The organism is Dickeya oryzae (assembly GCF_009372235.1).
GTDB classification, from domain to species: Bacteria; Pseudomonadota; Gammaproteobacteria; order Enterobacterales; family Enterobacteriaceae; genus Dickeya; species Dickeya oryzae.
This window is the reverse complement of record NZ_SULL01000006.1, coordinates 65,289-86,501: the sequence shown is the minus strand read 5'-3', so window position 1 is coordinate 86,501 and position 21,213 is coordinate 65,289. Positions and strand designations below refer to the sequence as shown.

Annotated in this window: 20 protein-coding genes, 1 tRNA gene and 3 pseudogenes; 8 read left to right on the top strand and 16 right to left on the bottom strand. The window is 53.4% G+C overall.

The annotated features are described in order from the left end of the window. Positions 1–86: 86 nt before the first annotated feature. The 12 genes and pseudogenes from FAZ14_RS12330 to aspA form a co-directional block, all read right to left on the bottom strand. Positions 87–302 (bottom strand): annotated as a pseudogene (locus FAZ14_RS12330) (transposase); the annotation flags it as partial. Positions 303–336: 34 nt separating this feature from the next. Beyond that, positions 337–624, bottom strand: a pseudogene (locus FAZ14_RS12325) (integrase core domain-containing protein); the annotation flags it as partial. A gap of 1 nt (position 625) precedes the next feature. Then, positions 626–1,470 (bottom strand): IS5 family transposase gene (locus FAZ14_RS12320; protein ID WP_153508612.1). Its coding sequence is split into 2 segments (ribosomal slippage): positions 626–1,125 and positions 1,125–1,470, totalling 846 coding nucleotides; the frame shifts between segments, so codons are not numbered across the junction. Positions 1,471–1,554: 84 nt separating this feature from the next. Then, entirely contained in the window at positions 1,555–1,860 is a 306-nt protein-coding gene (ccdB, locus tag FAZ14_RS12315; protein WP_016943176.1) for a type II toxin-antitoxin system toxin CcdB, read from the bottom strand. A gap of 2 nt (positions 1,861–1,862) precedes the next feature. Further along, complete coding sequence (ccdA, locus tag FAZ14_RS12310) at positions 1,863–2,081, bottom strand: type II toxin-antitoxin system antitoxin CcdA (RefSeq protein ID WP_012773205.1); 219 nt, start codon at positions 2,079–2,081, stop codon at positions 1,863–1,865. Positions 2,082–2,139: 58 nt separating this feature from the next. Continuing rightward, a pseudogene (locus tag FAZ14_RS20300) lies at positions 2,140–2,402 on the bottom strand (MobC family replication-relaxation protein); the annotation flags it as partial. Between the two features lie 114 nt (positions 2,403–2,516). Further along, positions 2,517–2,592: transfer RNA gene (locus tag FAZ14_RS12305), tRNA-Phe, on the bottom strand. 161 nt (positions 2,593–2,753) lie between these two features. Continuing rightward, positions 2,754–3,329, bottom strand: a complete 576-nt coding sequence (gene dicD, locus FAZ14_RS12300) for a division control transcriptional repressor DicD (RefSeq protein WP_038903254.1) — start codon at positions 3,327–3,329, stop codon at positions 2,754–2,756. 92 nt (positions 3,330–3,421) lie between these two features. Further along, positions 3,422–5,170 carry a protein-disulfide reductase DsbD gene (locus FAZ14_RS12295; RefSeq protein ID WP_153508611.1) on the bottom strand — a complete coding sequence of 583 codons (1,749 nt, stop codon included), beginning with the start codon at positions 5,168–5,170 and terminating at the stop codon, positions 3,422–3,424. Continuing rightward, complete coding sequence (gene cutA / locus FAZ14_RS12290) at positions 5,146–5,451, bottom strand: divalent cation tolerance protein CutA (RefSeq protein ID WP_033581479.1); 306 nt, start codon at positions 5,449–5,451, stop codon at positions 5,146–5,148. The genes FAZ14_RS12295 and cutA overlap by 25 nt, the downstream gene beginning before the upstream one ends. Positions 5,452–5,676: 225 nt before the next feature. Then, positions 5,677–6,978: an anaerobic C4-dicarboxylate transporter gene (locus FAZ14_RS12285; RefSeq protein ID WP_016943171.1), complete on the bottom strand. Its 1,302-nt coding sequence runs from the start codon at positions 6,976–6,978 to the stop codon at positions 5,677–5,679. 173 nt (positions 6,979–7,151) lie between these two features. Further along, positions 7,152–8,591 (bottom strand): aspartate ammonia-lyase, encoded by a 1,440-nt coding sequence (aspA, locus tag FAZ14_RS12280; RefSeq protein WP_016943169.1) that lies wholly within the window; start codon positions 8,589–8,591, stop codon positions 7,152–7,154. 445 nt (positions 8,592–9,036) lie between these two features. On the opposite strand from aspA, the gene FAZ14_RS12275 reads away from it, so the two are divergent. The 5 genes from FAZ14_RS12275 to ubiA all read left to right on the top strand — a co-directional run bounded on the left by FAZ14_RS12275 (position 9,037) and on the right by ubiA (position 13,533). After that, the gene (locus FAZ14_RS12275) at positions 9,037–9,567 is read left to right on the top strand and encodes an FxsA family protein (RefSeq protein WP_016943168.1); all 531 of its coding nucleotides are present in this window, start codon (positions 9,037–9,039) and stop codon (positions 9,565–9,567) included. 205 nt (positions 9,568–9,772) lie between these two features. Further along, the gene (locus FAZ14_RS12270) at positions 9,773–10,066 is read left to right on the top strand and encodes a co-chaperone GroES (protein ID WP_013316258.1); all 294 of its coding nucleotides are present in this window, start codon (positions 9,773–9,775) and stop codon (positions 10,064–10,066) included. Positions 10,067–10,118: 52 nt separating this feature from the next. Beyond that, positions 10,119–11,765: a chaperonin GroEL gene (gene groL, locus FAZ14_RS12265; RefSeq protein ID WP_016943167.1), complete on the top strand. Its 1,647-nt coding sequence runs from the start codon at positions 10,119–10,121 to the stop codon at positions 11,763–11,765. A 367-nt stretch (positions 11,766–12,132) separates the two neighbouring features. Continuing rightward, a complete protein-coding gene (gene ubiC, locus FAZ14_RS12260; RefSeq protein WP_016943166.1) occupies positions 12,133–12,648 on the top strand; it encodes a chorismate lyase in 516 nt (171 codons plus the stop codon). Continuing rightward, positions 12,649–13,533 (top strand): 4-hydroxybenzoate octaprenyltransferase, encoded by an 885-nt coding sequence (ubiA, locus tag FAZ14_RS12255; RefSeq protein ID WP_016943165.1) that lies wholly within the window; start codon positions 12,649–12,651, stop codon positions 13,531–13,533. Between the two features lie 191 nt (positions 13,534–13,724). On the opposite strand, the gene plsB is transcribed toward ubiA, so the two are convergent. Further along, positions 13,725–16,214 carry a glycerol-3-phosphate 1-O-acyltransferase PlsB gene (gene plsB, locus FAZ14_RS12250; protein WP_016943164.1) on the bottom strand — a complete coding sequence of 830 codons (2,490 nt, stop codon included), beginning with the start codon at positions 16,212–16,214 and terminating at the stop codon, positions 13,725–13,727. Between the two features lie 128 nt (positions 16,215–16,342). On the opposite strand from plsB, the gene FAZ14_RS12245 reads away from it, so the two are divergent. Together FAZ14_RS12245 and lexA are read left to right on the top strand one after the other, a co-directional pair. After that, positions 16,343–16,708: a diacylglycerol kinase gene (locus FAZ14_RS12245; RefSeq protein WP_016943163.1), complete on the top strand. Its 366-nt coding sequence runs from the start codon at positions 16,343–16,345 to the stop codon at positions 16,706–16,708. Between the two features lie 109 nt (positions 16,709–16,817). Beyond that, complete coding sequence (gene lexA / locus FAZ14_RS12240) at positions 16,818–17,429, top strand: transcriptional repressor LexA (RefSeq protein WP_012883286.1); 612 nt, start codon at positions 16,818–16,820, stop codon at positions 17,427–17,429. Positions 17,430–17,687: 258 nt separating this feature from the next. Here lexA and zur read toward each other — a convergent pair whose 3' ends face one another. Then, positions 17,688–18,197: a zinc uptake transcriptional repressor Zur gene (gene zur, locus FAZ14_RS12235; protein WP_153508610.1), complete on the bottom strand. Its 510-nt coding sequence runs from the start codon at positions 18,195–18,197 to the stop codon at positions 17,688–17,690. Positions 18,198–18,334: 137 nt separating this feature from the next. Then, positions 18,335–19,042 (bottom strand): pirin family protein, encoded by a 708-nt coding sequence (locus FAZ14_RS12230; RefSeq protein ID WP_016943160.1) that lies wholly within the window; start codon positions 19,040–19,042, stop codon positions 18,335–18,337. A gap of 109 nt (positions 19,043–19,151) precedes the next feature. Between FAZ14_RS12230 and FAZ14_RS12225 the strand changes: the two genes are divergently transcribed. Further along, positions 19,152–20,048, top strand: coding sequence for a LysR family transcriptional regulator (locus tag FAZ14_RS12225; protein ID WP_016943159.1), 897 nt, complete (start codon positions 19,152–19,154; stop codon positions 20,046–20,048). 80 nt (positions 20,049–20,128) lie between these two features. On the opposite strand, the gene FAZ14_RS12220 is transcribed toward FAZ14_RS12225, so the two are convergent. Then, on the bottom strand, positions 20,129–21,115 hold the full coding sequence (locus FAZ14_RS12220) for a glutathione S-transferase family protein (RefSeq protein ID WP_016943158.1): 987 nt from the start codon (positions 21,113–21,115) through the stop codon (positions 20,129–20,131). Between the last annotated feature and the right edge of the window lie 98 nt (positions 21,116–21,213).

Genomic DNA, 21,213 nt, shown 5'->3' with positions numbered 1-21,213 from the left:
TGGGAACAGGGTATTGTCGCTGCAAGCAGTTGCGTAAACCGTCGCCAGCGCTGGCGGCGGATATTGCGAACGGCGTAGCGCAAGCCTTCAATCTCCCGCTTTACAATTGCATGCGCCACTCTGGCGACTTTTGTTGCTACAGCCGTCATCGCTTTTCTTTTCTGATCTGGCTTATCTCCATTTTCCCGAATATAACGTTCATATTTGTAGCGGAAGCTGTTTTCTCTCGTTCTTACGGCTACGGTGGCGGCAAGCCAGAAGGCATATCTTAACCGCGCATTTCCACGTTTCGACAATCTGTAACTGACCTCCCCCCAATATCCGTACCAGGCTAAATCAGAGATCCGGGCCTTTTTGGTGACTTCGGGCAAATTCTGCCGGAGTCAGGTTATTCAGGGATTCATGAGGCCGCTCGCTGTTGTATTCCGTCAGCCAGCGCTCTGTGATTTCCCGTGCTTCATTCAATGTTCTGAACAGATAAAAATCCAGTATCTCTGTCCGGTACGTCCGGTTAAAACGTTCGATGAAGGCATTTTGCGTGGGTTTTCCCGGTTTGATAAATTCCAGCATGACACCATGCTCTTCTGCCCACTGCGCCAGAGTCAGTGATATTAGGCCGTGTCCCTTAACTTAACAACCGCTTTAAAAATAACCTGATCGCTCCAAGTTTTAGCATACTCAGGTAGTTTCTGGCTGTTTTCTCCGAGCGGGTGGCAATACGGCGATTTTCTTTAAGTATCGCAAAGCAACGCTCCACGACATTGCGTTTTTTGTACAGGCGCGTGTCGAGGGGGCGACGTCCGTCCTGACTGGCCTTCTCATTCGATTTAAACGGAACAACCGCTTTTATTCCTTTCATTTTCAAATGAATACGAAGGTTTTTACCTAAATAACCCTTATCCGCCAGCACCGCTTTCGGACGTGATTTCAGGTGCCCGCTTTTTCGGATAATCCCGACCCGGTTGAGCAACCTTTCCGCGTATCGGCTTTCGTGGGCCTGTCCACCGCTCAGGCAAAAACTCAGCGGTAATCCTGTGCCATCTGTCGCCAGATGGATTTTGGTGCCAAAGCCGCCGCGAGAGCGACCCAGCCCATGGTCCTCGCATTCATCGGGATGTTTTTTTTCGCACCGGCAGACGCTTTCAGGGCGCGAACGTTACTGCCATCCAGCGCGAGAACATCCCTGTCAATCAGCGCTTTTTCATCCAGAATCTGGAGTAATTTATTGAAAATTCTGTTCATTATTCCGGCTTTAGACCACCGATTGAAGCGGTTGTAAATGGTTTTCCATTGACCATAACGCTCAGGTAAATCCCGCCAGGGTGCGCCAGAGCAAAGTACCCAAAATATGCCATTCATGACATGTCTGTGCGCAAAGTAAGGACGCCCGACTCGGGAAGAACCTCTTTCAGGTAGTAGCATGGGAAAAATCAGCGCCCAGGCGTCATCGGGAAAATCGTAACGAGCCAAATTAAAGGACTTTTTGTGGTGAAATCATGTCCCTGATTGTACAAAAAATAGTTACGGGACACACCCTAACACTCTGAACCCCTCTCAAATCCCCCAAAACATAAGATTGATAGCATCCTTGATCTCATCCGCATAGTCGCCAAGATCCGCGATCTCTTCACCCATGACTTCAACGGGAACGCTCGATAGCTCAGTGGTCATCAGTCGATAGCTCTCGCCGTCGATGCTGATTAGAGGGAACAATGTTTTATTCACTTTATCAGACAGGTGATGTGCTTCGATAAGCGGAATGACCATTCGTCGCCCTGGCGTATCGACAATATCACTTTGTACATCGATAAACATTTTGTAGTGGCTGGCGCGCTTGTATTGATAAACAATGAATTGCATGATCACCAGTTCCTGTTTTCATCCGCAAAGGAGCCATGCTGTGCGATAAATCGGGCGACTTCTTCCATCCCTTCGCGGTTTTCCTTCTTCCACTCCTCAGCCTTGATGCGGCGGGCTTCCTTGCCAATGGCGTCATTCACCAGCCCGGAAATATTGACTCCGGCAGCACTCAGAACCTGATAATTGTCTTTGTCCACGGTAACGCTAACGCGGTGTTTCATGATGGTGCTCCTCTTCTATGCATACTTTCAGTATATACCCCGCGTTGTTGTTCAGCAATTAGCCAAAATTCAATGCCAACTTACTCGACTCCTCAAAACGTATAAACCTGAAAAACGTGTCGGTGCCGCGCTTCCAGCGGGGTTCGCGATGACGTGTTTGATGCTATTGAGCAGCAGTTTAATAGCCCGTTTTTTCTGTGGGTCTGGCACTATGTAGAAAACATAAGTGCAGCGTTGTTGAGTGCGCATCAGTAAATGGCTGGTGATAATTGAAAGGTAAGCGAGTTTTAGTTGGCAGGTAGTATCGGTTTCAGTCGCAATTGCTGCGCTGACACGTCACGAACTTCAAAGAAGCGAGTCATCGAACGCATTCGATGGAGAGTCCGTAAGCTGAAAAGCAAAAAACCAGCCCGTAGGCTGGTTTTTCTGAATAAGTGGTGCCCGGACTCGGAATCGAACCAAGGACACGGGGATTTTCAATCCCCTGCTCTACCGACTGAGCTATCCGGGCAACGGGGCGCATTAAACCGGATTCAGGCGTCTGCGTCAACGTGAATTCACCCACTTTTTGACGGTTTGGCTGCTTTTTCAGCGTTTATGCGGTTTTTGCGTAAATAAACAACAACATCCGGCGCGGTGCCATGCTTTCAGAGGACGTCGGGCGTGAAAACATTACGCCAGCGCGCCGTGTTTACGGCACATGGCGACCCGCAGTACGTCTTCTGCCAGCCGTTTTGCCACGGTGACATCGGATAACTGGCGTTTTACCAGTAACTTGCTCAGGCAGCCTTCCAGAATCAGTTCCAGTTGTAGGGCCACCATGTCGGTGTCGTCGGTTTCCAGCTCTTCGAGCAGGGCTTTGGTGTACTGGTACGAGGCCTGCTTTTGTTGCTCGGCAATCTGATGGATAGGGTGGAGTGGGTCAGGATAGGCGCTGCAGGCCGCAATAAATAGACAGCCGGGAAAACGGTGCTGGCTGACGGCGTCCTGTAAACGTTGGTAGCGCTCCAGCAGTTTTTGTTCGGGGCTGAGGTGTTCATCCAACTGCACCTGCTTGCGCCAGATACTGATTTGCTGGCTGTGGTAACGCAGGCTGTCATACAACAGCGCCTCGCGGTCAGGCCAGAAGGGCAGGAGTTCGGCGGGAGAAACGCCCAATTGGTCTGCCAGCATCTCCAGCGTTGTGTCGGCGAATCCACGCTGCTCCAGTAACGCCAGCGCCTGTTCCAATACTTCTTCGCGTTGCATCATGCTTCTCCTGCTTGTTCACTGTCACTAACCAGTGTGGTTTATCCCCGCTATCTTTCAAGCCCAGTGCCGACGGCACGCTATCGTCCGGGTTAGCGTTTTAGCGTTTGCAAATGTGCGGCAAAGGCGGCGGCATCCATGAAGCCGGTGACGCGTGAGCCGGGAATTTCCTGGCCGCTGGCATCAAAAAACAGAATCGTCGGCAGCCCCAGTACGTTTAACTGTTGCAGCAGCGTTCGCTGTGCTTCGTTGTTGGCGGTGACGTTCGCCTGTAGCCGCTGCAGGGTAGACAGTGACTGCTGCACGGCCGCATCACGGAAGGTGTATTTCTCGAACTCCTTGCAGGCCACGCACCAGTCGGCATAGAGATCAAGCATGGTGATACGGTTATTGTTGTGATTCAGCGCGCTCGTCAGTTCCGCCAGCGTATTGGTCGGCGTAAAACTCAGCTGGCTGGTGTGGGTTGGCTCTGCCTGCACCGGTGTGAAGAGCCAATCCTGTAACGGCCGGGCTGCCAGTAGCGCCCCCAGTAACAACAGAATCTGTACCACACGCATGACACCGGCATGACTGCGCAGGCTAAGGGCAAACGCCCAGCCGAAAAATGCCACGCCAAGCAGCGCCCACAGTCGCCACTCCCAGGTATCGCCCAGCACCCTTCCCAGCAGAAAGACCGGTAATGCCAGAATGACAAACCCAAACCCCTCTTTGACGTGATTCATCCAGGGGCCGCGTTTGGGCAATAACCGGTTGCCGAACAGGGTAATCGCCATCAGCGGCAGGCCCATACCCAGTGCGTACAAATACAGTGAACCGCCACCCGCCAGCAGGTTGCCACTCTGCGCAATATACAGCAGCAGTGCGCTAAGCGGCGCGGTGGTACAGGGCGAGCAAATCAACCCAGCCAGTGCACCCATCGCGAATACCCCGACAACGGAACCGCTTTGCTGGCGGTTGCTCCACAACGTCAGGCGTGTCTGCAACGATGACGGCAACTGCAGGCTATAGACGCCGAACATGGATAGCGCCAGCGCCGCGAACATGACCGATAAGCCTGTCAACACATAAGGGTGTTGCAACGCCGCCTGAAAGCGCAGCCCGGCGGCGGCCACGATCAGGCCGAGCAGGGTGTAGGTCAACGCCATGCCCTGCACGTACACCAGCGTCAGCAGCAGTGTGCGACCGGTCGATAAACGTTGCTGGCGACCGAGAATCAGCCCGGAGATCAGCGGATACATCGGCAATACGCAAGGTGTGAACGCCACGCCGATACCAATCAACAACGCCCATAACGGCGAAAACGGCAGCGTCGGCGTATGCGTGGCGTCTGGCTGCGGCACGATGGCGGCCTGCGTTGCAGGCGTGTTGGTGTGTGTCGTACTGGCGTTTGTAGAACTGGCGTTTGTTGCACTCAGTGGTATCGAACGGGTTTCCGGCGGGTAGCAGAAACCCGCGTCGGCACAGCCCTGATAGGTGATGCTCAGCGTGGCACCGGACGGCACATTACGCAGGGGGACGTTGAGCGTCAGCGACTGGCGGTAAATAGAAACATCACCAAAGAATTCGTCACGGTGTGATTCGCCTGGTGGCAGCGTCACACCCAGTGGCGCGATAAGCGTGCTATCCAGCTTGATTTGCTGGCGATACAGGTAGTAGCCAGGGTGAATCTGCCAACTGACGGTCAGTTGATCGCCATGCTGTTGAAAATCCAGTGCGAAGGCTTGGTCGACCGTCAGAAACTGAGACTGGGCGCTGCGCCCGAACGGGTTTTGCGCCGGGGCCAGAGGGCTGAAAAACAGGCTGAGGCACAGGAGCGTCAGCGTAAGGATGCGTTGAGCCATGAGAGATAGTCGCTGTCGCCACCCTCGACCGGCAGCACCAGCAGTTCTGGTGTCTGGTAAGGATGCTGTTGTTTCAGGTGAGTCAGCAGGGCGGACTGGTGTTCCCTGTCGCTTTTAAGCAGCAGTTGAATCTCCGTCTGCTGTTCCAGTTTGCCTTCCCAATGGTAGAGGGAGATTGCGCCGGGCAGTAAGGTGACACAGGCGGCCAGATGCGCTTGCAGCGCCGATTGGGCCAGTTGTCGGGCGCTGTGCTCATCGGGAGCGGTGCACAATACCACCACGGCACTGTTGGGTAACGTTTCGTTATTTAACGATTTTTCGCTATTCGACCGTTGTTCATTATTTAACAACGGGTCGCTATTTAACAGCGGAGTGTCGCTGGAATCAGACATCGTGACCTCGATAACGGTAACGGTGGACACACTATACCGTGTGAGGTGGGGAAGCGTAAGGTTGGATCGGCGCCAGCACGCCGATCCGCAAAAACTTTACGAAAGGAAGGCGGGTTACAACACCATGTTACCCACGATAAAGCCGAAGGCGACCGACAACGAAATCGCTACCACACCGGGGATCAAAAACGCATGGTTGAATACATATTTACCGATGCGAGTAGAACCGGTGTCATCCATTTCTACCGCCGCCAACAGTGTGGGGTAGGTAGGCAGGACGAACAGTGCTGATACGGCAGCGAACGAGGCGATGGCAGTTACCGGGCTCACACCCAACATCAGTGCTGCTGGCATCAGCGCCTTGGCGGTAGCCGCCTGTGAATAGAGCAGCGTTGCGGCGAAGAACAGCACGACGGCCAGCATCCACGGATGGCTCTGCAACAGTGTGCCCGCAGTGCTCTGAATATCGGTGATATGTGCTTTAACGAATGTGTCGCCCAGCCAGGCTACGCCCATAACGCACACACAAGCGCTCATACCGGATTTAAAGGTACTGGCGCTGAGGATCTGCGCGGTATCAACGCGGCAGGTGACACAGATAAGCGTGGCGATTGTCAGCATAAAGACGACGATCGCTTCATTACGCGGCAGCACCGGGTTTTGAATCAGCCCAACGGTGTCGCTGATGGCGGTCGCGTATAACACCACGGCGATAATACCGATAAGAAACAGTCCAACGGAGAGTTTGGCACCGGGTTTCAGTTCCTGATGGCCGTGACCACGCAGTGTGACTTCACCTTTACGCAAACGTTCCTGATAGATCTCATCATCTTTCAGCTCTTTGCCGAGGAAATTGGTGAGGATAGCGGTCAGCAGAACGGCAATCAGCGTACTGGGGATGCAGATACCAAGCAGTGCCAGATAGCTCACACCTTTCGGTTCGAGCAGGCCTGCGACGAAAACCACCGCTGCAGAGATAGGTGAGGCGGTGATCGCGATTTGTGACGCGACAACCGCTATCGACAGCGGACGAGACGGGCGGATGCCTTGTTCTTTTGCCACCTCAGCGATAACTGGCAGCGTAGAGAACGCGGTGTGACCGGTACCGGCCAGCAGCGTCATGAAATAGGTCACCAACGGAGCGAGAAAGGTGACGTAACGCGGCTGACGGCGCAGCAGTTTTTCCGCCAGACTGACCAGATAGTCCATACCACCGGCTATCTGCATGGCAGCGATAGCGGCGATAACTGCCATGATGATTTCGATGACATCGAACGGGATAGCACCCGGTTTAATGTGAAGCCCTAGCGTTAAAACCAGTACGCCCAACCCACCGGCAAAACCGATACCGATGCCACCGAGCCTGGCGCCCAGATAAATAGCGAGGAGTACTATAAATAGTTCCAGAATAAGCATGTTGATGTTCCTTCTGATTTTGTTGCCCGTGACATTGCAAAACGTCTTTCCATATCTTTTTCTTATGATTATGGTTGCAGGTCGGCCTTTTGCGGCGTGGAAAGAAGAGTGGATAGAACAAAGGCACGCAGTCCTGATGGACTGACGTGCCTTACAGAAAAGACGGTACGGAATTAGGACGCGTCTTGGTCTTCGGTGTAGCGTTTGGCCTTGTAAGCCGGGTGCATCAGGTTCTGCACAGAGAAGATGTCATCCAGCTCAGCTTCGGTCAGCAGACCGCGCTCCAGCACCACTTCACGCACGCTCTTACCGGTTTCGGCGCAAATCTTACCGACGATATCGCCGTTGTGATGGCCGATGAACGGGTTCAGGTAGGTGACGATACCGATAGAGTTGAACACGTAGGACTCGCACACGTCTTTATTGGCGGTGATGCCTTCGACGCATTTTTCCAGCAGGTTGTAGCAGGCATTGGTCAGAATCTGGGTAGATTCGAACATAGCCTGACCGATTACGGGTTCCATCACGTTCAGCTGCAACTGACCGGCTTCGGCTGCCATGGTGACGCAGGTGTCGTTGCCAATCACTTTGAAGCACACCTGATTGACGACTTCCGGCACAACCGGGTTGACCTTGGCTGGCATAATGGACGAGCCCGCCTGCAGTTCCGGCAGGTTGATTTCGTTCAGACCGGCACGCGGACCAGAAGAGAGCAGACGCAGGTCGTTACAGATCTTGGACAGTTTCACCGCCAGGCGTTTCAGCGCGCCGTGTACCATGACGTAAGCACCGCAGTCAGAGGTCGCTTCGATCAGGTCTTCGGCCGGTACGCATGCCAGTTTGCTGACTTCGGCCAGTTTCTGCACCGCCAGTTGCTGGTAGCCTTCCGGTGTGTTCAGACGTGTACCAATAGCGGTCGCGCCCAGGTTCACTTCCAGCAGCAGTTCTGCGGTGCGCAGCAGGTTTTTGTTCTCTTCTTTCAACAGCACGTTGAAAGCATGGAACTCCTGGCCCAGCGTCATCGGTACCGCATCCTGCAACTGGGTACGGCCCATTTTCAGGATGTTTTCGAATGCTTTCGCTTTTTGTTCAAAGCCGTCGCCCAGTACGGTGACCGCTTCGACCAGTTTCAGAATGCTGGTGTATACCGCGATACGGAAACCGGTAGGGTAGGCATCGTTGGTAGACTGGCATTTGTTGACGTGGTCATTGGGGTTCAGGTACTGGTATTCCCCCTTTTTGTGGCCCATCAGTTCCAGACCGATGTTGGCCAGCACTTCGTTGGTGTTCATATTGACGGATGTACCCGCGCCGCCTTGGAAAACATCGACCGGGAATTGATCCAGACATTTGCCGTTGACCAACACTTCGTCACAGGCTTTGATGATGGTGTCGGCAATCTTGCGCGGTATGGTTTGGAGTTCACGGTTGGCCATGGCAGCGGCTTTTTTCACCATCACCATGCCGCGTACAAATTCTGGCACGTCACTGATTTTCTGGTTGCTGATATAGAAGTTTTCTATAGCACGCAGTGTGTGAACGCCGTAGTACGCATCAGCCGGAACTTCTCTGGTACCTAACAGATCTTCTTCAATACGAATGTTATCTGACATGAGAGCCTTCTCTTATACTTCTGTCGATTAGAATTTATAGGGTGTATCGTCTTACCGTGGAGTACAGCAGCAGAATGTTTAACCACCATGCTTGCTGTTGCTATTATGATATTCTGTTGGTTAACCGAATTTCCGTTGCCCGGATCACATATGGGCAGTCATTTCTCTCCTGGCGCATGATCTGTGATGATGGTCATGACCTCGTAAAGAAATAGTTAGATACCTCATCAACGTGGTTGAAAAAAGGCGACTGCACTACCATCTCCTTGATTAGCGCCCGCCAATAATGGGTAAATGGCGTGTACGAGTATAAGGTACTGTACCACGCCGACAGGTCGTATCTTCATACCTGATCATGATGACAGCGCGAGGTGTTCTGTATCACCGCGTGATGTTGAGTAAACATTTTTATCAATGAGTTAGCTATTAACCACAGGAGCTTTGGGTGCGCTGGTTACCGCTTTTACTGATTTTTCTGTTCGTTTACATCGAAGTCTCCATCTTTATTCGGGTGGCCGAAGTGCTGGGCGTTGCGGTCACGCTGCTGTTGGTCGTGATGACGTCCTGCATTGGGATCTCCATGGTGCGCAATCAGGGAGTGAAGAACATTATGCTGATGCAGCAGCGTCTGCAGGCGGGAGAAAGCCCGGCGGCTGAGCTGGTTAAGAGCGTGTCGTTGATCCTGGCCGGTTTCCTGCTGGTGGTACCGGGGTTTTTCACCGATTTTCTTGGCTTATTGCTGTTGCTGCCGCCGATACAAAAACACCTGACGCTTAAACTGATGCCGCATCTGCAAGTCTGGGGTGGTCGCCCCGGGCCGAATAACCGCGGTGGTCAGGGCAATGTGTTTGAAGGTGAGTTTCAGCGTAAAGATGAGCATGAGCGGCTGGATCAATCCGACAACGATCACCACAACGACCATAACAACGATAATCACCACAACGACAACCCACCGGGCGGTTCCTCGCAGCGTTAAATCTGGCCCCTGTGGGGCGTTGACTGGTGTCGGGCGCGTTTGTCGCCGGGGTTTGGCAGAAAAATTTCATTTAATGCAAAAAAAATTTCTTTCCTCCCTTGAAGCGTCGTGAAACGTCCCCACTTAGTTCACCACAAGGCCGGATGTCAGATGCATCCGGCATTTAACCTAAGCTGATATGGACTTTCTCAAAGGAGAGCTATCAATGAAAATTCGTCCATTGCATGACCGTGTAATCGTCAAGCGTAAAGAAGTTGAGTCAAAATCTGCTGGCGGCATCGTTCTGACCGGTTCTGCAGCGGGTAAATCCACCCGTGGTGAAGTCCTGGCTGTTGGCCATGGCCGTATCCTGGAAAACGGTGAAGTGAAACCGCTGGACGTGAAAGTAGGCGATATCGTCATTTTCAATGATGGCTATGGCGTGAAGACTGAGAAGATCGACAACGAAGAGGTGTTGATCATGTCTGAAAGCGACATTCTGGCGATTGTTGAAGCCTAATCTTACGTAATCATCTGTGAACTGAACGAAACGAATTCAAGGGAAACTACCAATGGCAGCTAAAGACGTAAAATTCGGTAATGACGCTCGAGTAAAAATGTTGCGTGGCGTTAATGTGCTGGCTGATGCAGTAAAAGTTACGCTGGGCCCGAAAGGCCGTAACGTAGTACTGGACAAATCCTTCGGCTCGCCGACCATCACCAAAGACGGCGTGTCCGTTGCGCGTGAAATCGAACTGGAAGACAAGTTCGAAAACATGGGCGCTCAGATGGTGAAAGAAGTTGCCTCTAAAGCTAACGATGCAGCTGGCGACGGCACCACCACAGCGACAGTACTGGCTCAGGCTATTGTTAACGAAGGTCTGAAAGCCGTTGCTGCGGGCATGAACCCGATGGATCTGAAACGCGGTATCGACAAAGCGGTTGTCGCTGCTGTAGAAGAACTGAAGAAACTGTCCGTTCCTTGCGCGGATACCAAAGCTATCGCTCAGGTAGGTACCATCTCCGCCAACTCCGACGAAACCGTGGGCAAGCTGATTGCTGAAGCCATGGAAAAAGTCGGTAAAGAAGGCGTGATCACCGTAGAAGAAGGCTCTGGTCTGCAAGACGAGCTGGACGTGGTTGAAGGTATGCAGTTCGATCGCGGCTACCTGTCTCCGTACTTCATCAACAAACCGGAAACCGGTTCTGTTGAACTGGAAAGCCCGTTCATCCTGCTGGCTGACAAAAAAATCTCCAACATCCGCGAAATGTTGCCGGTGCTGGAAGCTGTTGCCAAAGCGGGCAAACCGCTGCTGATCATCGCTGAAGACGTAGAAGGCGAAGCGCTGGCAACGCTGGTGGTTAACACCATGCGCGGTATCGTGAAAGTGGCTGCGGTGAAAGCACCGGGCTTCGGCGACCGTCGTAAAGCTATGCTGCAGGACATCGCTACCCTGACTGCCGGTACTGTGATTTCTGAAGAAATCGGTCTGGAGCTGGAAAAAGCGACCCTGGAAGATCTGGGCCAGGCTAAACGTGTGGTTATCAACAAAGACACCACCACCATCATCGATGGCGTGGGTGACGAAGCCACTATTCAGGGCCGTGTTACCCAGATTCGCCAGCAGATCGAAGAAGCGACTTCCGACTACGATCGTGAAAAACTGCAGGAGCGCGTGGCTAAACTGGCTGGCGGTGTTGCGGTTATCAAAGTCGGTGCTGCAACCGAAGTTGAAATGAAAGAGAAGAAAGCCCGCGTTGAAGATGCGTTGCACGCGACCCGTGCTGCCGTAGAAGAAGGCGTGGTTGCTGGCGGCGGCGTGGCGCTGATCCGCGTTGCTACTGCTATCAGTGGCCTGAAAGGCGATAACGAAGAGCAGAATGTCGGTATCAAAGTTGCTCAGCGTGCGATGGAAGCACCGCTGCGTCAGATCGTTTCCAACGCCGGTGAAGAGCCATCTGTGGTTGCTAACAACGTGAAAGCGGGTGAAGGTAACTACGGTTACAACGCGGCCACCGAGCAGTATGGCAACATGATCGACATGGGTATTCTGGATCCGACCAAGGTAACCCGTTCTGCTCTGCAGTACGCGGCTTCCGTTGCGGGCCTGATGATCACCACCGAATGTATGGTGACCGAGCTGCCGAAAGGCGACGCGCCTGATTTAGGTGCTGCTGGCGGCATGGGCGGCATGGGTGGTATGGGCGGCATGATGTAATCAGCCGCGCTGTCGCAGCGATATCTTCGCTACGATACCCGTCGCACAAGAAACTACCCGGCTTTGGCCGGGTAGTTTTTTTATGGGGCCAGCACTCTGGTGTGTTGCGCTCGCCCGTAGCGTCTTTACAGCGCATCTTTTTACAACGCGTCTATTTACAACGCATCTGTGCGTGACGCCGCACCATGCATTTGCAACAGGCTGTGAGCCGGATAGCTATCCTGACACTTACCACTTGTGTGAAAATCGCTCAAATCGTTAACGCGGGGTTCGGAACCTGTTATCAGCGCACGCTTCTTCGCTACAATGAGCTTCTGCGTTACAATAAGCGCGTTTTATTTATTAAACACCGGGTGGAATGGAAGAGATGTCTGATGAGGCGTTGGCTAGCCTGCACTCGGTTGAGTGGTGCGCGCCTGAAGAATTACCTGCGTCGGTGATGGACTGGCTGGTTTACCACGAGTCTATGACGCGCCGTCTTGAACGGCATTGTTTACGCCTGACGGTACACGTCAGGCAGGAGCTATTTGTCTCGTCGCCAGAGGTGGCGGGTGAAATGGCGTTGTTGCCGCTGAGTGAGCGCTATTGGCTACGTGAGGTTACGCTGTCAGGTGACGGCAAGCCCTGGTTATTCGGCCGCACTGTGATACCGGAGCAGACGCTGGAAGAGGCTGATATTGACCTGACGCAGATTGGCAATACGCCTCTGGGGCGTTATTTGTTTCTACAAGGGCCACCGCCGCGTGATGTGATTCAAACTGGTCGATGTGGCGCGCTGTGGGTGCGGCGTGCGCGTTTGCTTTTGTCGGGCAATCCGTTGCTGATTACCGAGCTATTTTTGCCGGATGCCCCCGTTTATTTCCCCGACGCCCATCAGGGCTGAATGCAAAAGGAGAATCAGGCGTTGGAAAGATTGTTAACGTCAGAACGCTGGGGTGCGTACTTCCGTTTGATGCGTATCAATAAGCCGATTGGCACGTTATTGCTGTTATGGCCAACGCTGTGGGCATTATGGCTGGCAGGACGTGGCGCACCGGCGCTCTGGACGTTACTGGTGTTTGTGGCTGGAGTATTTTTGATGCGTGCCGCAGGGTGTGTGATTAATGACTACGCCGATCGCCATTTCGATGGGCACGTCAAACGTACCGCCGCACGACCGTTACCCGCCGGGTTAGTGAGCGAACACTCAGCCAAGGTGCTGTTTGTTGTTCTGGTATTGCTGGCGTTTGGTCTGGTACTGACCATGAACCCGCTGACCATCTGGCTATCGGTTGCCGCGCTGGCATTGGCGTGGGTCTATCCATTCATGAAACGCGTTAGCCATCTGCCACAACTGGTTTTAGGGGCGGCGTTTGGCTGGTCTATCCCGATGGCGTATGCCGCCGTTAGCGAATCCTTGCCTGCCGCCTGCTGGCTGATGTTTTTTGCCTACATTTGCTGGACTGTCGCGTATGACACCGAATACGCGATGGTAGATCGCGATGATGATCTCAAGATTGGGATAAAATCCACCGCCATCTTGTTTGGCCGTCATGACACCTTGATTATCGGCGTACTGCAACTGATGACGCTGGTAGCGATGCTGGCACTAGGAAGGATGATGGGGTTGAGCCAGATCTTCTACTGGTCAGTGCTGGTGGCGGCTGCCTTGTTTGCTTATCAGCAACGGCTGATTGCCGGGCGTGAACGTGATGACTGCTTCCGGGCATTCAACAATAACAATTATGTCGGCATGGTGCTGTTCTTCGGCATCCTGTTTGGTTTGTAGCCGGTTTTCTGGCGCAGGCTGTTTGTAGCAGATTGTTTTGTAAGAGAAAGATGGTTTTATAAAAGAACGGTTGATTTATAAAAGCAAGATAGTTTTGTAAAGGCAAAATAGCTTTGGGGCTGGCTGTTTTATCGCAACAGGGCGGTCTTAAGTGGTAAAACAGCCCTGCGCGCCTGCGCAGGGCTTCATCGTTACTCGACGTCTTCCTTTTCTTTTTCCTTTTCAGCCAGACTCACAGCGGGTTCGCCCTCGCTGCTTTCCTGCGCCAGGCTGGCGCTTTCAATGGTGAGTTTGACTTCTGGTGTGAGCAGTTCACCCAGTATGGCGTAAATCGCCTGCACATGTTCCAGCACGGCTTCACCCGTATCGCTGACGTACCCTTCGTTACGCAATGTGTTGACCAGCGTTGAGAAGACCGCCTTGTCGAAAAACTCTGGCGCATTGATACCGTGCAATACAGACAGACGCTGCGCCATGCTGCGGCTTTCTTTCTCCAGCGCACCACGGCTGATGGACGGGTTAGCGTTCAACAACGCCAGCGTAATGGCATAACGCTGCAGCGTTTCACGCACACCCGCGGCCAGCAATTGTAACGTACGGATACGCGCAGGGTTCAGTTCCAGCACATCATCTCGGGTCTGAATCAGTTGCTGATTTGCCAGCTCTGCGACCAGATCATTCAGTACCTCCGCCAGTGCGGTTTTCTCGTAATGCAGGAACAACTCAGCCTGTAGCAGCGGATAAATCAGTGTTATCTGGCGCAGCAGCTCGGCGGTTGTAATACGACGGCAGTGCATCACGATGCAGGCAACCAACGACGGCAGCACCAGCATATGCTGGATGTTATTGCGATAGTACGTCATCAACACCGCCTGCTCGCGTGGCAGGATGATAATATCGCCGACGTTATCCTTCTCCACTTCGAACTTGTCCATACCCAGCGCGTGATCCAACAGCTCGGTAGCGGTCCGATTCGGCACGGTGATATCCTGGTTGTAAGGGACATTACGCAGCAGTTGCAGGTAACACTCCAGTTGCTCTTCCATCTGCTCACGGGTTAACGCCCGCTGGCGGGAGGCGAGCAGCGCAGTACAACACAGGTTCATTGCGTTGGCCGCCGCGGCATTGTTGATACGCACCATGATGTTATCGGCGATATCCTGCACGGTTGGCGTCAGCCAGGCCGGTCGTTGCGGATCGATAGGATCGATGGCATCACGCCACTGCGGTACGTGGTGGTTGAGGTACGTGGTCAACGACAGCGGTTCGCCGATGTTCACGTATCCCTGACCGAGATTACGCAGTTTGCGTAACCCGCGCACCATTTGCAGGAAACCCTCTTTTTCTTTGGTCGCGCCGCGCAGCTCTTTCGCGTAGGTGCCCACCTCCATCACATGCTCATAGCCGATGTAAATCGGCACCAATGTGATAGGGCGAGTCCCGCCACGCAGCATCGCCTGAATGGTCATGGCCAGCGTGCCGGTCTTAGGCTCCAGCAAACGGCCGGTACGAGAACGACCGCCTTCGACAAAGTATTCCACCGAATAACCCCGGGTGAACAACTCACCCAGATACTCGCGAAACAGCGTGGAATAGAGTTTGTTGCCCTTGAACGTGCGGCGGATGAAGAACGCGCCGAGGCGACGGAAAATGGGGCCAGCCGGCCAGAAGTTGAGGTTGATGCCGGCAGCGATATGCGGCGGCACCAGCCCCTGATGGTACAACACGTAGGAGAGCAGCAGATAGTCCATGTGGCTGCGGTGGCAGGGAACATAGACGATTTCGTGCCCATCTTGTGCCAGCTGACGCACCCGTTCGGCATTATGCACGTTGATGCCCTGGTACAAGCGGTTCCAGGTCCAGCTCAGTATTCGGTCTGATAACCGCACGGCTTCATAAGAAAAGTCGGCAGCAATCTCTTCCAGCAGCGTAATGGCGTTTTGCTGTGCTTTATCATGCGAAATCTTTTTAACCCGGGCTTCATCGTCAATCGCTTTGGCGATTGCGCGGGAAGACAGCAACTTATTAAACAGCTCCTGGCGGACCGGCAAACGCGGGCCGACTGCCGCCAGCCGCAGACGAGAAAAGTGCATCCGTGCTACGCGGGCCAGCTTGTGGGCGATAGTCTTATCGGTGCCGTGCTCGGTTGCCATGTAACGCAGTGATACGGGGACGGAGAAACGTACAAAGCTGTCGCGTCCCAGCCATAACACGGCGAAGAATTTTTCAATACCGTTCAACAGGCGCAGATGTGGTGTGTCCTGATTCTGCCCTTCGCGCCCAGGCGAACGACCGAACATGACGGATACCGGCACCATCTGTATATCGAGTTGCGGATTGTTGCGATGCAGATCCAGATAATCGTGGAACAGTTTGATCGACTGCTGTTTAGGCACGTAATAACGGAACAGACGCGGGCCATCATTAACGAAAACGTAGCTCGGTAAGGTTTTTCCATCGATCTGCAGTGGTTGCAACGGATCGGGCAGGCCTTGCTCCAGACATGTCGTGCGCAGAGTCAGCAAATCCGCCCTGGAGTTGTAAGGCAGGACATAGAAAATGGGCCGCGCCGGATCCAACCGTTGTTCATTAACGGGATCATGTGGAATGACCTTACTTTTAACCAGTAATTTTAGTGGGAAATTCAGTAGTTTATAGTAAATTATACGCCAACCTGACATAACAACCAGAAGCCTCTTGTTAGCAATTCGGGCCAAGGATACCAGAAACCAGACAGGATATCTGTGGTGATGAAACCAGGGCTGCGCGTTAAAATTATGGTCAGTCACAAATTAAAGGCGGAGTACGCATGAACAAAGCAACCGGAATGACCCGCATCATCAAAGCGACGGGTTATTCGCTGCAAGGATTGAAACAGGCATGGCAGTATGAGGCGGCGTTTCGACAGGAACTCCTGCTTACGCTGGTCGCGGCGGTGGTTGCCTGCTGGTTGCCGGTTTCCATGGTGGAACGACTGCTGTTGATTGGTGCAGTCGTGCTGATCGTACTGTTTGAACTGGTTAATAGTGCTATTGAGGCGGTGGTGGATCGCGTCGGTACGGATTACCACGAATTGTCAGGCCGGGCCAAAGACATCGGCTCGGCGGCGGTATTCGTCGCCTGTCTGCTGGCGGCAGTCGTGTGGGGCGGGATACTGTGGAGCCGTTTTGCGTGACGCTCTGCATAATCACAGAAAAATCCGTGCAATAGCGATCTCGCGGTTCCCATAGGCACTTTCCCTGTATATACTCACAGCGAAACTGTATAAACAAACAGGGGGCGGAATGAAAGCGCTAACTACCAGACAACAGCAGGTTTATGATCTGATTCGCGATCATATTTCACAAACCGGTATGCCGCCCACCCGGGCCGAAATTGCCAGTCAGTTGGGCTTCCGCTCGCCCAATGCAGCCGAAGAACACCTCAAGGCGCTCGCACGTAAAGGCGTCATTGAAATCGTGACGGGCGCTTCTCGCGGAATCCGCCTGTTGATGGAAGAAGAAGACCAGGGTCTGCCGTTAATTGGCCGTGTCGCTGCCGGTGAGCCGCTGCTGGCTCAGCAGCATATCGAATGTCACTATCAGGTCGATCCCGCCATGTTTAAGCCCAGCGCTGATTTTCTGCTGCGGGTGAGTGGGATGTCGATGAAAGACATCGGTATTCTGGATGGCGACCTGCTGGCGGTACATAAAACGCAGGATGTGCGTAACGGTCAGGTTGTTGTCGCGCGCATTGAAGATGAAGTGACGGTTAAACGCTTGAAAAAGCAGGGCAACATTGTGCAGTTGCTGGCAGAAAATAAAGAGTTTTCACCGATCGTTGTCGATTTGCGCGAGCAAAACTTCTCCATTGAAGGGTTGGCGGTAGGTGTTATCCGCAACAGCGACTGGAGCTGACGCCCCTGTTCCAGTCCGCCCTTGATGGGTGATACGCATTGTCCATACTGGTGTCCAGTGTGTCTGGATGGGCACCTTTATCCCCCGGTTTGATCTCCGGTTTGCGTCAGGGATGGCCGATGAGTCACATCATAGCGTCAGGGAAGGGCGATGAATTCAGAAGAAGCATCAGAAGAAGCAATAGATTCAAGAGACATCAGGATAAAACAGTGTGAAGCAACGCTTCACACTCGGCACTGCGTGGTTGGTTTTCGCTGTTCAGCGTTTTTTCACGGGGATGCTGTGATCGTGATGACAACTGTCCCGATTTTCGCAAGATTCAACCTGTTGGCACTCGCCGCACAAACCATGCGCTTCCACCACGCTGTGACGCAAGGCAAAACCTGCCTGTTTGGCTAACTGGTGCAGGGTTTCTTCCACCCCTTCCGTCTGGCGCTCTGTCACTTGTCCGCACCGATCGCAGATAAACAGCGCCGACGTATGGCTGTGCTCCTCAAAATGATGGCACAGCACATAACTGTTGGTGGATTCCACCTTATGGATAAAACCTTGTTCCAGCAGAAAATCCAGTGCGCGATAGACGGTGGGGGGCTTGGCCTGCGGTTCGGAAACACGGAGCAGATCCAGCAGATCATACGCGCTGATCGCACCAGGCTGCAGGGCCATCAAACGCAACACCTCCTGACGTTGAGGCGTCAGACGTACATTGCGTTGCTGACAAAGCTGTTCAGCCTGGGCAACAAGTTTGTCCGGATTGGTTGAATCCATTGCAGTAACCCTGAAGCGAGTGTGAAATTATCCCGGCATAGTATCATGACTGGACAAAAACGCCGAGATAGCGACATCGAGGTTACTTGGGTGGCTCCTGCATTAAAGGGGGCGTCGTCTGGTGAGCCCGAAGGCACTTAGACCACCAGGTCTATCAGTAATGCACGTGCGGCGGTTTCTGCCCGAATGATAATGCTCTTTTCCTGCTGAACAAACGCACCGTCGCCACAACGTAATACGCTCGGTATCGGCGCGCTATTCCCATTAATATGCAGAGTGCCGTAAATCGACTGCAGATAAGCCCGGTTGCCGTTCAGTGTCAGGTGATGTTGTTCACCGGCGGCCAGATTCACATGGTGGATCCAGACCTGCTGACGCAGATGGAGGGCATCGGCCGATTCATCTGGCGATGCAATTAACTGATAAGGCTGCTGCTCTTCCACCCGCAGCCGTTGCAGACACTGGTTTTCCCGGGTAGGGCAAGCGTCCAGCCACAGCTGTAGCCGGGTCAGTGGCGTCTCACTGCCAGTATTGTGCTCGCTATAGCTGATATTGGGTTGCGTGGCGAGCAACAAGGCCTCGCCAGCTTTGGCCCGGGTATGGTTGCCGTTGCTGTCACGATATTCTGCTTGACCCTGCAAGATGATATTCAGGATATCCACGCGGGGATAGGAGCGTGGCTGAAAGGAGGCGCCGGGGGCCAGTACTTCCTGATTGAGCACCCGCAGCGAGGCAAAGCCCAGCAGATCAGGATCAAAGTAATGACCGAAAGAAAAGGTATAGCGCGCCTGCAACCAGCCATAGTCAGCCTTGCCGCATTGTTCAGCTGCTCTGCTAATGATCATGGTATTCGACCCTGAGAATTATTGATGAAGCGATAGTAATTGTCTGGACGATGGATTGTTAGCCAGTTAATCTGGTCGGTACGTTCAAAAATCCTGAATGAGTGAATAAATGGCAAAGGAACGGGCACTAACACTGGAAGCCTTGAGAGTCATGGATGCTATCGATCGCCGGGGAAGTTTTGCCGCCGCTGCAGATGAGCTAGGGCGTGTACCTTCTGCCCTGAGTTATACCATGCAGAAACTGGAAGATGAATTGGATGTCGTGTTGTTTGACCGTTCAGGACATCGTACGAAGTTTACCAATGTGGGGCGTATGCTGCTGGAGCGTGGGCGCATCTTGCTGGAAGCTGCCGACAAGTTGACGACGGATGCCGAAGCCCTGGCGCGTGGATGGGAAACCCATCTGACCATTGTGATGGAAGCATTGGTGCCGACTGAGCGTTTTTTCCCTTTGCTGGATAAGCTGTCGCTTAAAGCCAATACTCAGGTGTCATTATTGACGGAGGTGCTGGCAGGGGCATGGGAACGGCTTGAGCAAGGACGGGCAGATATCGTTATCGCGCCGGACATGCATTTTCGCTCGTCTTCGGAAATCAACACCCGCAAGCTTTATTCCATGAAGAGCGTGTATGTGGCAAGCCCGGACCACCCTATTCACGATGAACCGGAGCCGTTATCGGAAGTGACGCGGGTTAAATATCGCGGTATCGCGATTGCCGACACTGCCCGCGAGCGCCCTGTATTAACGGTGCAATTGCTGGACAAGCAGCCGCGTTTGACCGTGAGTTCGATGGATGACAAGCGACGGGCGTTGCTGGCCGGACTGGGGGTGGCGACAATGCCCTATGAACGGGTGGCTCAGGATATTGCCGAAGGCAGGCTGCGAGTTGTCAGTCCGGAAAACATCATCGAAGTCCAAATCATCATGGCATGGCGGCGTGATAGCATGGGCGAAGCCAAGGCGTGGTTTTTACGGGAAATCCCCCGCATATTCAACGCAAATTGAATATGGCGTAACACCGTCGCTGATGTTAATCACGCGACGGTGTTACGCCATAAAGCCTGCTCGCGACGGACAGTATGGGATTACGGGTAACGCCTGTCCCGACCGTGCGGCATATCCAGATTCATCTCCGGCCCGACGGAAATAATACCGTGAGGGTTGATGGTGCCATGACTGCGGTAGTAATGGTGGCGGATATGCTCCAGATTGACCGTCTCGGCTATCCCCGGTAGTTGATAGATGTCACGCAGGTAACCATACAGGTTGGGGTAATCGCTTATCCGGCGTTTGTCGCATTTGAAATGGGTATGGTAGACCGGATCAAAGCGGATCAAGGTTGTCCACAACCGGATATCGGCCTCAGTGAGGTGCTCACCAGTCAGATAACGCTGCCTGTCGAGGTGTGTTTCCAGTCTCTCCAGGGCGCTGAATACCAAACCGACCGACTCGTCATAAGCCTGTTGCGTTGTGGCAAAACCCGCTTTATACACCCCATTGTTGACCTGATGGTAAATCCACTCATTAAGCTCGTCGATCTGCCCACGTAGCGCCAGCGGATAGTAATCACCAGGTACCGCACCGCAACTGTCGAAGGCGCTGTTAAGCATACGAATGATATCTGCTGATTCATTGCTGACGATGGTGTGCTGCCGGGTATCCCACAATACGGGGACGGTAACACGCCCGCTGTAATCAGCTTTTGCGTGCAGATAAAGCTGATACAGGAATTCGTGTTGATAAAGTGTGTCGCCGGTGGCGTGTGGGAAGTCAGTGTCAAAGGTCCAGCCCTGATCCAGCATCAGTGGGTGTACCACGGAAACACCGATGTGTTGTTCCAACCCTTTGAGTTTGCGCATCATCAAGGTGCGATGAGCCCACGGGCACGCCAGGGATACATACAAATGGTAACGGCCCGTTTCCGCGTTGAATCCGCCGCTGCCGGTGGGGCCGGGTTCCCCCTCGGTGGTGACCCAGTTGCGAAAGAATGTTTGCGGCCGTTTGAAATGCCCACCAGATGACTGGGTTTCATACCAGGTATCGTGCCATACGCCGTCAACCAATAATCCCATAATCGGTTCCTCCCAGGATGATGACAATGGCGGCCAACAGCATGCTGTTGACCGCCATGAGATAATCAGGTGGTGTTACTCCGCTGGTAATTCAGACT